Here is a 13,192-nt window from a genome sequence, read left to right as displayed (position 1 = left end):
TTATTCTCCTGCCTGTGGCGCACTATTTTTTACTGGTGTGGCGTGGGTCGTTTTGCGTGAAAACATCCGTCGCACCAATACGTAGAACAAAGGAACGAAGAAGATAGCCAGCAACGTCGCCGTGAGGGTGCCGCCAATGATCCCCGTGCCAATGGCGATCCGGCTGTTGGCCCCTGCACCGCTGGAAACCGCCAACGGCAAGACACCGGCGGTAAATGCCAGGGAGGTCATTAGGATGGGGCGCAAACGCATGCGGGAGGCTTCTATCGCTGCGGCGATTAAGGTTTCACCCCGTTGGTATTTCTCTTCGGCAAATTCAACGATCAGAATCGCGTTCTTGGCAGACAAACCGATAATGGTCAACAGCGCCACCTGGAAGTAAATGTCATTTTCCAGACCGCGCAGCGTGATCGCCAACAGCGAGCCAACCACGCCCATCGGTACCACCATCATCACAGCAAACGGAATGGACCAACTCTCATACAGCGCAGCGAGGCACAGAAACACAACAACCAGCGAGATGGCATACAGCGATGCCGCTTGCCCACTGGTCAGGCGTTCCTGGTAAGAAAGGCCGCTCCACGAGAAACTGCTGGCGGAGGAGAATTTCGCGGCCAGCGCTTCCATTTCATCCATCGCCGTGCCAGAACTGACGCCAGGTGCACCCTCACCGGTAATTTCAAAGGACGACAGGCCGTTGTAGCGTGATAAGTTTTCCGGTCCGTAGATCCAGTGGGAGGCGGCAAAGGCCGAAAACGGTGTCATGCTGGTGGTACTTGTACTGGATGTCCCGCGCACAAACCATTTATCGAGGTCTTCCGGTTTGGCGCGGTATTCCACATCCCCTTGCATATAGACTTTTTTCACCCGGTTGCGATCGATAAAGTCGTTGACGTAGGTGCTGCCGAACGCGCTGGTCAGGGTACTGCTCACGTCGCTGGCGCTAAGGCCCAACGCCTGCAATTTGTCATTGTCGATCTCCACCTGCAATTGCGGCGTATCCGGCAACGTATTGGCACGCACGGCGCTCAGGTTTGGGTTTTTCCCCGCGGCGGCGATGATCTGATCGCGCATCCCCTGCAATTCTGCGCGGGTAGTTGCCCCTTTGGCCTGCAACTCGAAGGTAAAGCCGTCAGACTGCCCAAAGCCGTCAATTGCCGGTGGACTCATTGAGAAGACCTGAGCGTCGCGAATCGTGGCGAAGTGCGCCATTGCACGTTTGGCTATCGCGTCGGCGGTATTCGCAGCGCCGGTGCGTTGGCTCCAGTCTTTCAGGCTGACAAAAGCCATACCGGCATTTTGCCCGCTGCCGCTGAACCCAAAACCATTAATGGTGAAAATAGTGCTGACATTGGCCTTCTCATCGTTCAGGAAATAATCCTTCACCACGTCGCTGACCGCGGATGTACGGGCATTGGTTGCCCCAGCCGGCAAGGTATACTGCACCATCACCACGCCCTGATCTTCGTTGGGCAAAAAGCCGGTCGGCAATCGCATATACATCACTGCGGCGGCAATCAACAGCAGGCCGTACAGCAGCAGATACCGCATTGGGCTGTGGATCACCCGGCCCACCTTGTCGGCGTACTTCGCTTGCAGACGGTTATAGCCGCGGTTGAACTTGCCAAGCAGGCCTTTGTTGGTCAAATCCTCATGGGTGGGTTTCAGCAAGGTTGCACAGAGGGCCGGTGCCAGCGTCAATGCCAGGATCACCGACAGCACCATAGAAGCCACAATGGTGACGGAGAACTGGCGATAGATCACCCCGGTCGAACCACCAAAGAACGCCATCGGCAGGAATACCGCTGACAGCACCATGGCAATACCCACCAATGCGCCAGTGATTTCCGACATCGATTTTTCCGTCGCCTCACGCGGCGGCAGTTTTTCTTCCCGCATCACACGTTCGACGTTCTCTACCACCACGATGGCGTCATCGACCAACAGGCCGATCGCCAACACCATGCCAAACAGCGTCAGCGTGTTGATCGAATACCCGAAAGCGGCGAGCACACCAAAGGTCCCCAGCAATACCACTGGCACGGTAATGGTGGGGATCAGCGTAGTGCGTAAATTCTGCAAGAATACAAACATCACGATCACGACCAGCACCACCGCCTCGAACAGCGTTTTCACCACTTCTTCGATCGAAATGTTGATAAAGTCGGTGCTGTCTTTCGGATAGGCGACCCTGTAGCCATTCGGCATGGACGTTTGGTATTCCGCCACCTTTGCCTTCACCAATTTGGCGGTGTTAAGCGCGTTGGCCCCGGCAGCCAATTTAACCGCAATGCCGGATGCCGGGTGGCCATTCAACCGAGCGCTGGAAGAGTAATCCTCGTTACCCAGCTCAACCCGCGCTACGTCGCCCAGACGCACCAGCGCCCCGCTGCTGTCACTTTTCAGGATGATATTGCGGAACTGCTCCGGCGTTTGCAGACGTGATTGCGCCTTCACGGTGGCGGTCAGTTGCTGATCGGCACCCGAGGGTAAATCGCCGATCTTACCGGCGGAAACCTGGGTGTTTTGCGCTTCAATGGCCGTTTCTACATCGGATGGCATCAGTGAATAGGACGCCAGCTTGGTTGGGTTTAGCCAAATGCGCATCGCGTATTCTGAACCGAACACCTGCACGTCGCCGACGCCGTCGATACGTGACAAGGGATCCTGAATGTTACTCACCAGGTAGTCAGAAATATCCGCCATGCTGGCCTTGTCCGTCTCGTCATACAGGCCGACGATCAGCAAAAAGCTGCTCTGGGATTTCTTCACCGTCACCCCTTGGGCGGTGACCTCGGCCGGCAAGCGGCTTTCCGCCTGTTGTACCTTGTTCTGCACCTGAACCTGAGCGATATCGGGGTCAGTGCCTTGATCGAAGGTGACGTTAATGCTCACTGAACCGTCGGAACTGCTGGTCGCCGAAAAATACAGCAACCCATCCAGGCCGGTGAGCTGCTGTTCAATCACCTGGGTAACGCTGTTTTCCAGGGTTTCCGCATCTGCGCCCGGATACGTAGCGGAAATGGAAATCTGCGGTGGTGACACGTCAGGGTATTGCGAAATGGGCAGCGAGTTGATCGACATCAGTCCGCACAACATGATGATGATCGCAATCACCCAGGCAAACACGGGCCTGCGAATAAAGAATTGGGCCATGGTTATTGATCCCCGCCGTTAGCCACAGCGGTACTCGCCGGTTTTTGCACCTCAACCGCCTTGACCTCCGTACCGACAGCCACCTTGTTCGTGCCCTCGACGATTAACCGGTCCCCTTCATTAAGCCCCTGACTGACCAGCCAACTGCTGCCAATAACGCGCTCGGTGGTGACGGTGCGCTGCTCAACCTTGTTTTGGGCGTTAACCACCAGCGCAGTCGCCTCACCCTTAGCGTTGCGGGTTATACCCTGCTGTGGCGCCAGGATCCCCTTGGGATCAACACCGTTATCGACTTTGGCGTGAACATACATGCCGGGTAATAATTCGTGTTCTGGATTGGGGAACACGGCACGCAGCGTGACAGAGCCCGTAGACTCATCTACCGACACTTCTGTCAGTTCGAGCTTGCCTGCATGAGAATAAGGCGTACCGTCTTCGAGATTGAGGGTTACCGGCGTGACATCGTCACGTTGTAACGAAGCCTGCTGTTTGCGTAATTTCAGCAGTTGAGTGCTGGACTGTGTGAGATCGACATAGACAGGATCGAGCGCACGAATGGTTGCCAGCGCATCCGTTTGGCTGGCAGTCACCAGCGCACCGGGTGTCACCGACGAAATACCAATACGGCCGGAGATAGGCGCGCGTACCTGCGTATAGGCAAGATTGATTTTGGCCGTTTCCAGCGTCGCCTTGTACTGTGCCACAGCGGCAACGGCCTCCAGGTAGGTCGCCATTGCATCATCTGCGTCTTGCTTGGACACACCGTTCTCTTTGACCAAAACAGCATAGCGTTGTGCTTTCAGGCGACTGGCGTTCACCGTGGCTTGGGCACTTTTTACCTGTGCGGCCGCTTGATCATAACTGGCCTGATAGGTTGCAGGGTCGATTTGATACAGCACCTGTCCGGCGTTGACTTCTGCGCCTTCGGTAAAGAGGCGACGCTGTATAATGCCTTCCACCTGTGGACGGACGTCCGACGTCATGGTGGCGTTCACTCGACCGGTCAGATCGCTGCTCAGCGTTACAGATTGGCCATGCAGTGTCGCCACCCCCACCTCCTGTACGCCACGGGCGCCTGTGGGGGCGCTGCCACTTTGGCCATCACAAGCGGCCAGTAACAACGACAGGCTGACAAGAAGAACCTTTTTCCTTTGCATCGACTTTCTATCCTATTGAGAACGTTTATTCTCAATATATAGAAAGCGACGTTTTTAGTCTGACAGGGTTACGTAAGGATTCAGTAAAATTGCATCGCAGAGCATGAAGAGTGCCAGTGCGTACGTGCTACGCACTGGCAAGCGAACTATTTCTTTCGAAGCGGGATATCTTTCAGCAACCAGGTTAACGCAAATGCCAGTGCCATCACCACGGCGGCAATTTGGTACACCGAGTGAATCGCACCACCGAATGCCTGCAGGTAGTCCTGTTGCAGCGCCGCGGGCAGATGATGCACGGCACTTGCCCCCAGTGAACGTGGCAACTCAGTGCCTTCAGGCAGCAAAGCGGCCAGACGGCGGTGCAGCACGTTGGTAAAAATCGCGCCAAATACGGCGACGCCAATGGACCCCCCGATGGAACGGAATAGCGTAGCACTGGACGTGGCGACCCCCATGTGTTTCGGCTCTACGCTGTTTTGTGCCGCGAGGATCATCACCTGCATCACCATACCCAAGCCTAACCCCAACAGGCTGATGTAGAGATACAGCAAATGCACCGGGGTCGAGTTTTTCAACGTACCCAGCAGTATCATCCCCGCCAACGCACACAGCGTGCCGATGATCGGAAAGATGCGGTATTTACCGTGTTTGCTGATCAACCGTCCGCTGATGATGGAGCTGATCATAATCCCCCCCATGAGCGGCAATAATTGCATCCCCGCCTGGGTCGGTGTGGAATCCTTCACCACCTGCAGATACAACGGCAGGAAGGTCACCGACCCAAATAGCGACATACCGACGATAAAGCCTATCAATGCACACAACACAAAGGTGCGATTACGGAACAGCCCTAACGGAATGATCGGTTCGCTCGCCAGCCGCTCTTCGTAGATAAATCCGCCTATCGACACCAGACCAAACGCCAAAATGCACCACAATTGGCCGTCAGACCAGGCCATTACCGTGCCACCCTGGCTGGTAAACAGGATGATGCAGGTCAACGCTGCCGCGAGATAGCTGGCACCCAGGAAATCAATCTCATGTTTGACCCGGTTAACCTTGGACTGGAACACCGCACCAATCACTAACAGTGCGAAGATCCCCAGTGGCAGGTTGATCTAGAAAATCCAACGCCAAGAGAAATGTTGCACCAACACCCCACCGATCAGCGGCCCAACCACCGTCGCCAAACCAAAGACCCCACCAAATAACCCTTGATAGCGCCCACGATCGGCCGGTGGGATCACATCACCCACCACGGCCATGGTCACGACCAACAAACCACCCCCACCCAGCCCTTGCAACGCACGCATCAGGATAAGCTCCGTCATATTCTGCGCTAACCCGCACAGCACGGAACCGAGCAAGAAGACCACAATGGCTATCTGTAACACGATCTTGCGTCCGAACAGATCGCCGAACTTGCCATACAGTGGCACCACAATGGTCGACGCCAGCAGATAGGCGGTCACCACCCACGACAGGTTCTCCAGACCACCGAATTCGCCGACGATGGTCGGCAACGCAGTAGACACAATCGTCTGATCGAGCGCCGCCAGTAACATGACCAGCAGCAGTGCTGAGAACAACAAACGGATCGAGGGGGCCTGTTCATGCACCCTGCCGTTTTCTTCGTTGCCTGCTACGTTATCCGTACCCATGTAAGTGAGCCCGCTTGTAATTAATTAATTGAGTAATTAATATATGAACTATTCTTTTCTCCGGTCAATGGATCTCACCGCGATGACAGCACAAAACGTTCAAAAACCACGGCGCCCCGGTCGCCCTAGCGGTAGTGCTAATGGCGCAGAAAAACGCGAGCATTTACTCGACACCGCGCTGAATATGTTTGCCCGTCAAGGCATTGCCGATACGTCGCTGAATGCCATTGCCCGTGAGGCCGGCGTAACCCCCGCCATGCTGCACTACTATTTTCACAACCGCGAACAGTTGCTGGATGTGCTGATAGACGAGCGTTTTCTGCCGGTTAGGCTTGCTGCCGGCAGCGTGTTTGACGCCAATACAGACGATCCCGTGGCCGCCTTCACCCAACTGGCGCAGCGATTTATCGACATCTCGACCGATCACCCGTGGTTTGCGCCACTGTGGTTACGTGAAGTGATGAGTGACAACGGCATTTTGAAACAACGCATGAACGAGCGATTTGGGGATACGCAACGCAAAACAGCGCTGCAATCGATCATTCGCTGGCAAGCAGAGGGCAAGCTCAATGCAAGCCTGGAGCCGTCGCTGATGTTTATTACCCTGTTTGGCATGACGTTGTTGCCCCTAGCCACTGCGCCAAAATGGCACCGTAATGACGATGATAATCCGTTGAACGCCGATGTTATCGCCCGTCACGCCATTACGCTGCTGACTCAAGGGCTGGGGCCACAGCGCTAAAGATGAGCACGCTTGAAAAACTGGAATTAATGATTGTGCGGTAAAGCCTACAGATGAGAGAGTGTCACATCACCGCTTTAAGATTGAAGGGATTAACGATGACACAGGAAAGGCGTAAGAGATTGGCATTGGTCGCTGCTGTCGCTTTTGCCATTTATTTGATAACGCATATTGGCGAGTTTGATTTCCCCCTTTCCCTGGCTAAAGCCTGCCTTGCTTCAATCATTGTCACCCTGCTTTACGCATTCCTTTCAAGCCACTTCTGGAAAAAGTATGTTCTGAAGCTAAAGGATCATCAATAAGTTACCCTTTGGCTAACAGGCGTGAAAAATACGTTTATGCGCCATCGGCATAATAACCGCAGGGCCAAAAATGACCCTGCTTGACGATGTGCCGTTTACACTGCCGGCAGTTGGTTGGTCACGCAGTGAATCCCCCCACCGCCAGCGGCAATGGCGTCAATATTCAGCTGCACCACGTCACGATCGGGGTAAAGCTCTGTTAACAAATTCAACGCGGCGGCATCCGCCTCAGCGTCGCCAAACTCCGGGGCGATAACCGCACCGTTGATCACAAAATAATTGATATATCCCGCAGCAAAATCCGGATTGCCTTTGCTGAAACGGCTGCGGCGTGGATCCATCGGGGGCGACATCGTATGCACCTTTAACTTGCGACCATCGGCATCGGTTGCTTGTTTGAGGATAGCCAAATGGGCCTGCGTCACCTTGTGATCGTAAGAGTCAGGATCGGTATCTAAATTAGCCACCACCACCCCTGGGCTGGCAAAGCGGGCATAAAAATCGACGTGGGCATCCGTAATATCCTTACCTTTAATTCCCGGCAGCCAGATAATTTTGCGCAGGCCGAGCATCTCTTTTAACTCTTGCTCAACCCGGTCACGGCTCCAGCCAGGGTTGCGGTTAGCATTGACCCAACTGCTTTCGGTCATGATCCCGGTGCCATGGCCATCCACCTCGATGCCGCCGCCTTCTCCCACCAGTCCGCTACGCCGTATATTGGCGACGCCGTAATGTTTCGCTTCAAACGCCGCCAGGCGCGAATCATAAGTATGCTGCTGTTTGTTGCCCCAACCGTTAAAGTTAAAGTCCACGGCCCCCAGCTTGCCTTGATTGTTAACCACAAAGTTGGCGCCAATGTCGCGCATCCAAATATCATCAAGCTCAGTGATAATGAAGGTCACATTGTGGGTACCGCATTTCTCTTCTGCCAGTTGCCGTTCTTTCTCCCGGCAAAATACCGTTAACGGCTGATATTGCGCGATGGCACGGGCAACTCGCCCTAAAGCATCCTGTACGCCCGACGTGTAGTCGGCCCAAATTGCCCGCTGCGCACCGAAGGAGATAAACGCGCGCTGCTGCACCTCTCCTTCATCAGGCATACGCCAGCCCTCTCCAGGTATAGCCTGCGCAGCATTGACGGGTAGCGACAGCCCCATAGAGGCCGTTAGGCTCATGCCGGCAATCAGGGATGCCTGCTTAATAAATTCTCGACGCGTTGACATGGTTTGCTCCTGTATTGCCGTCATTAAAATAAGATATTCTGTTCAGTTGAAAACGGCGTGATTTCGATGTAGTACATGTTAAGGCTTCCAATACGGCCTGAACAAACGATACATTTAGCAGATACCTGATTAGATAGGCTTATCAATAATGTTAAAACACTGGCCCCCCATGAACGCACTACGCGGGTTTGAAGCCGCCGCCCGGCTAGGCAGCTTCCACCAGGCCGCAGATGAACTGCACCTCACCCAGTCTGCTATCAGCCAACAGATACGCAGCCTGGAGGCCTTTCTTGAACAACCTCTGTTCTTTCGCAGCGGCCGCAGCGTCAGCCTTACCGACGCCGGTCACGATCTCTATAGCACCGCGCAGGTGATGCTTCAGCAACTGGCCATCGGTATCCGTCGTTTGGATCAGTACCGTAAACCCAATCAGCTGATCGTCAACACAACCCCGGCGTTTGCCCGCCACTGGTTGGTACCGCACCTGAAGAGTTTCAATCGCCTGCATCCCGATATCGATCTCTGGCTATTTACGACCTTTGACCCGCCGGATATGGCGACAGAAACCGTCGATCTGGCGATCCGCGACGATCTCAGTGCCCAGGCGGAATGCAGCTTCAAAATATTGCATCAGGATCGGCTCTATCCGGCATGCCACCCTGACGTGCTGAACGTCGTAGCCGCAGAGCGCACCACTTTGCACGGCGAACGCGAAATGGACTGGAGCCATTGGGCCATTCAGGGCGGCGTCAACATCGGGCAAAGCAGCCATGGGCTGAATTTCTCAGACCCAGGGCTGTTGCTGGATGCCGCCTGCGACGGCCTTGGCGTCGCGTTGGTCAGCCAACTCCTGGCACAGCACGCGCACGACAGAGGGCTGCTGATGCCGTTGACGGAGCAAAAGGTGCGCGGCCCCAATTGGGCATGGCTTATTCACCGCGACAGTGAAAACAACCCGTTTACCCAACATTTTTGTGAGTGGCTGCTAACCCAATTGCCTTCCGCAGTTTAACGTTTTAGCTCACGGTTCCAGACGGTGAATACAGCACGCCAGTTTGTGCAGTGCTACTTTCAATCAAGCGCCCAAACACGCAAACACAATGGCGCTAAGTGATTGTTGAGATTGAATTCACCGGTCATCGTTCAATTCGAAAAGGAACCGCTATGCATTCTGTCATCTTGAAAACATTAGCACTTAGCGTGGCGCTTGCCACCTTCAGCCCCGGGGTATTGGCCGCGAATCTGAGCGCCGGTGCCGTGGCAGCACCGGATCAATACGGTGCAAAAGTGGCCGCACAAATTTTGCAGGCGGGTGGCAATGCCGTAGATGCTGCAGTAGCCACCGCATTTACTCTCGCAGTGACTTACCCTGAAGCCGGTAATATTGGCGGCGGCGGCTTTATGACGCTGTACGTCGACGGTAAACCCTATTTCCTCGACTACCGGGAAATTGCGCCAAAAGCGGCAACCAAGACCATGTACCTGAATAAAAACGGTGACGTCATTGAAAACCTTAGCCTGGTGGGCACCAAGGCAGCCGGGGTCCCCGGCACGGTGTTAGGCCTGTGGGAGGCACACAAACGCTTTGGCAAACTGCCGTGGGCAGAGTTACTGACCCCTGCTATCAGCTACGCGCAGCAAGGGTTTAAGGTGGCCGATCAGCAATATCAGTACCGTGAAGACGCCAATAAGCTGTTTGCCGGTCAAACCAACTTCGGTGATTACTTTGGCAACATGAAGCCCGGTGCCGTGTTTAAACAACCTGAGTTGGCCAAAACGCTGGAGCGCATCGCCAATAAAGGGGCTGAAGACTTCTATCAAGGTGAAACAGCCAAACTGCTGGTGGCGCAGATGCAGCGTGATGGCGGCCTTATTACACAGTCTGACCTGACGGACTACCGGGTGAAATGGCGCGATCCGATGCAAATCGCCTGGCGTGGTAACATCATCTATACCGCTCCGCTCCCCAGTTCCGGGGGGATCGCGCTGGCACAGTTATTGGGGATAAAAGAGGACCGTGCCGCTGATTTCAAGGGTGTCACGCTGAATTCCGCACGTTACATTCACCTGCTGTCGGAAATTGAGAAGCGTGTCTTTGCCGATCGCGCAGACTATCTCGGCGATCCCGACTTCACGCATGTGCCCGTCGACAAGTTGGTCGCCCCGGACTACCTGCAAAAACGGGCGGCGGAGATCAATCCCGTCGCGATCTCCCCGACCGAAAAGGTGCGCCCTGGGCTTGAACCCCATCAGACCACCCATTTTTCGATTGTAGATTCTCAGGGTAATGCGGTCAGCAACACCTACACGCTGAACTGGGACTTCGGCAGCGGCGTGGTGGTGAAAGGTGCCGGCTTCCTGCTGAATGACGAAATGGACGATTTCAGCGCCAAGCCAGGGGTGGCCAACGCCTTCGGCGTTGTCGGCAGTGACGCCAACGCCATTGAGCCAGGCAAACGCATGCTTTCTTCCATGAGCCCAACCATCATCACACGTGACGGCGACGTGAGTCTGGTCATTGGGACGCCGGGTGGCTCACGCATCTTCACCTCGATTTTCCAGGTAATAAACAATATCTACGATTACCAATTGCCGTTAGAAAAAGCGGTGGCTGCGCAGCGCGTTCATCATCAACTGTTGCCGAAAGACACCATTTTCTACGACGGTTTTGCCCCACTGACGGGCAACGTGGCCGAACAGCTGAATGCGATGGGCTATAAATTGGAGGATCAAGGCTGGTATATGGGGGATATTCAGGTAATACGCGTTAACGGAAACACACCGGAAACGGCCTCTGATCCCCGGGGCCGCGGCATGGGACGGGTGGTAGAAAAGTAATCTAACATGGCCGACCAACAGGTCGCATCGTGGGTCGGCCATCATTGCGTTTCAGCTTGCGGGTTAATTACCCGCCGGTTTTATCCACTGCACCCTTCGCCAACTCACCGTAAACCACCTGCCCGCGGAAACCACGGCGCACCTGCTGGAATAATTCACGGAACGCCGGATAATCCTGCGCCTGACAAAGGGTAGCCTCACCGTGAATGGCATTCAGCTGTAATGTGTGATTGACGGTGACCTGTTGCCCCTCTCGCTGCCATTTAACCTGATAGTTACCCGCGGTATTGCGGAATTGCTGATCCTTTGGAATAGCAATAATGGGAACATTCGCAGGCAATTGCAGACGATAGGTTTCATCAAAGCGTTGCGCGTTGCAATAGAATGGCGTTTCGTTCGTCAACGCGGCCGTGGTCGTATACAGTGTGCGGAAAGACTTGCCGCCCGGCGGATTGGGCACCGTCATCCCACCCACTACGCCAAAATCGACATAGTCATCGGCCTTGAAACGGAAGCTGTAACCAAACGGCTTGTTAAGATCCAGCGGATCGCCGCTCATCGCTACCTGGCCACGTCCGTCGATGCCGGAAGAAGACATGATGGACTCCTCGGTTCGCGTCCGATTATGCGGGTTGATTTTCGAGAAATAACCCCGCAGGTTAATCTCATCAACTTCACTCAATTTTCGTTCGGTTTGCCCACGCATCGTGCCCGACTTATCGAACACCACGTCCACGTTGAGTGGGCTTTCCGTCCGTTGTGCATCATTGTTCGGGGTATGTGCCAATGTCGCGTCACGCGTCAATAACACCGGAACGCCCAGGTCGCCCTCCGGCAGTTGACCGAAGCGCGCCCAAGGACTGGTGGAATCCAGATACAGGTCAAATTCGGGCACGTAAGTGATGGCATGGTTAAAGCGGCCCAGCAGCGGCACTTCAGGCAGGATCGGCCCTTTCATCATGCCAATCAACACGGGCGAACTCTCTATCCCCTTGGCCGCCAACAACGCCTCTAACAGCACCACATGATCCTTACAATCGCCATAATGGTTGTCGAGAATACTTTGTGCAGAATTAGGCTCCAGCCCGCCGTTACCCAGGTACACAGCAACATAACGGATATTCTGTGCCACCCAGCGATACATCGCCGCGGCCTGTTCACGACGATCGTCAATGCCGGCTGTGATGTGATCTGCCATTGCCTGCACTGCCGGCGTCACCTTGGCCGCTTCACTGGCCTTCAACTGATAGGCTTTTGCCAACTGTGGCCATTCACGGTAGGTACTGGCCATAATGGTTGGGCTGAAAGTCCAGCGGTCCGCCGCCCAATTCTGCGTCTTCAGCGGTACGCGTCGTTGGTAATGCCAACGCCAGTAAGCCTGCCCATCACGGATCTGCGGTTTATCACTGCCTTCCACATCCCGGGTATAAATATGCATGGGCAAATCTGCCGGTGCCTGCAAATTGACCTCGGCATCATCAAATTGATCGAATACGCTAAAGGTTTCCCACAGGCCAAAATAATCCGGGAAGTAAGGCACATTTTGGGTTTGGCGAAGCTGATAGAGGATACGAGAACCCGGTGCCAGGTTGGGGAAGACGATCACCTTCACTTTACGATCGGCATACACGGCCGCTGACGCGCTGGAGTAGCTTTCCTGGGTATAAATTCGGTCGGGGGCAACATCATGGCGTTGACCGTCAGCCGTCAGCGTATAGGCAGAAACCACCTCCAGCGTTTCCATTTTTTCACTGTAACCCAATCGAATCTGGCTGAATTTCTCGACCGCAGCCTTGGTTTTGAGCAGGACTTCATAACTTTCGGTCTTCACGCTATGGGCATTGGCAAGAACCTGATAGTCAGCGCGGTAACGAACAAAGCTGAAGTCATTGCTGACTGCCGCCTCTTGCCCTGCGGGTAAGGCCGCGTCGGCGGCCAGCAACGTGACAGGATGTACCGCCGCCAAACTGGTGAGTAGCAGTATTGAAGGGATCGCTATTTTCATTCCTTTGACAAAGAGTAACCGGCCGTAAAGCACCGCATCCATAAAACGCTAGCACAACACTATGACAATGATTCAGGTGCAACAAACCCAGGAGCGCACTGATGCGTT

General features: G+C 54.6%; 8 protein-coding genes and 1 pseudogene. 4 read left to right on the top strand and 5 right to left on the bottom strand.

Annotated elements, in window-relative coordinates; translation table 11 throughout:
* The 3 genes and pseudogenes from ACI2J2_RS05345 to ACI2J2_RS05335 all read right to left on the bottom strand — a co-directional run bounded on the left by ACI2J2_RS05345 (position 1) and on the right by ACI2J2_RS05335 (position 5,974).
* Complete coding sequence (locus tag ACI2J2_RS05345) at positions 1–3,156, bottom strand: efflux RND transporter permease subunit (RefSeq protein ID WP_404759589.1); 3,156 nt, start codon at positions 3,154–3,156, stop codon at positions 1–3.
* A gap of 2 nt (positions 3,157–3,158) precedes the next feature.
* Positions 3,159–4,313 (bottom strand): efflux RND transporter periplasmic adaptor subunit, encoded by a 1,155-nt coding sequence (locus tag ACI2J2_RS05340; RefSeq protein WP_209633502.1) that lies wholly within the window; start codon positions 4,311–4,313, stop codon positions 3,159–3,161.
* 146 nt (positions 4,314–4,459) lie between these two features.
* A pseudogene (locus tag ACI2J2_RS05335) lies at positions 4,460–5,974 on the bottom strand (MDR family MFS transporter).
* A gap of 43 nt (positions 5,975–6,017) precedes the next feature.
* On the opposite strand from ACI2J2_RS05335, the gene ACI2J2_RS05330 reads away from it, so the two are divergent.
* On the top strand, positions 6,018–6,716 hold the full coding sequence (locus tag ACI2J2_RS05330) for a TetR/AcrR family transcriptional regulator (RefSeq protein WP_404759588.1): 699 nt from the start codon (positions 6,018–6,020) through the stop codon (positions 6,714–6,716).
* A gap of 98 nt (positions 6,717–6,814) precedes the next feature.
* Positions 6,815–7,018, top strand: coding sequence for a hypothetical protein (locus tag ACI2J2_RS05325; protein ID WP_404759587.1), 204 nt, complete (start codon positions 6,815–6,817; stop codon positions 7,016–7,018).
* 95 nt (positions 7,019–7,113) lie between these two features.
* Here ACI2J2_RS05325 and ACI2J2_RS05320 read toward each other — a convergent pair whose 3' ends face one another.
* Positions 7,114–8,241: an agmatine/peptidylarginine deiminase gene (locus ACI2J2_RS05320; protein WP_404759586.1), complete on the bottom strand. Its 1,128-nt coding sequence runs from the start codon at positions 8,239–8,241 to the stop codon at positions 7,114–7,116.
* A 148-nt stretch (positions 8,242–8,389) separates the two neighbouring features.
* Here ACI2J2_RS05320 and ACI2J2_RS05315 point away from each other — a divergent pair, with 148 nt between their 5' ends.
* Both ACI2J2_RS05315 and ggt read left to right on the top strand, forming a co-directional pair.
* Positions 8,390–9,253: a LysR family transcriptional regulator gene (locus ACI2J2_RS05315; RefSeq protein WP_209633512.1), complete on the top strand. Its 864-nt coding sequence runs from the start codon at positions 8,390–8,392 to the stop codon at positions 9,251–9,253.
* 152 nt (positions 9,254–9,405) lie between these two features.
* Positions 9,406–11,079 (top strand): gamma-glutamyltransferase, encoded by a 1,674-nt coding sequence (gene ggt, locus ACI2J2_RS05310; RefSeq protein ID WP_404759585.1) that lies wholly within the window; start codon positions 9,406–9,408, stop codon positions 11,077–11,079.
* A gap of 67 nt (positions 11,080–11,146) precedes the next feature.
* Here the strand turns inward: ggt and ACI2J2_RS05305 are convergent, their stop codons facing one another.
* Positions 11,147–13,084, bottom strand: a complete 1,938-nt coding sequence (locus ACI2J2_RS05305) for a DUF3857 domain-containing protein (protein ID WP_404759584.1) — start codon at positions 13,082–13,084, stop codon at positions 11,147–11,149.
* Positions 13,085–13,192 lie beyond the last annotated feature (108 nt).

It is taken from the genome of Serratia sp. NPDC087055 (assembly GCF_044900985.1).
Taxonomy (GTDB): domain Bacteria; phylum Pseudomonadota; class Gammaproteobacteria; order Enterobacterales; family Enterobacteriaceae; genus Serratia.
This window is presented reverse-complemented; position numbering and strand designations above follow the sequence as displayed.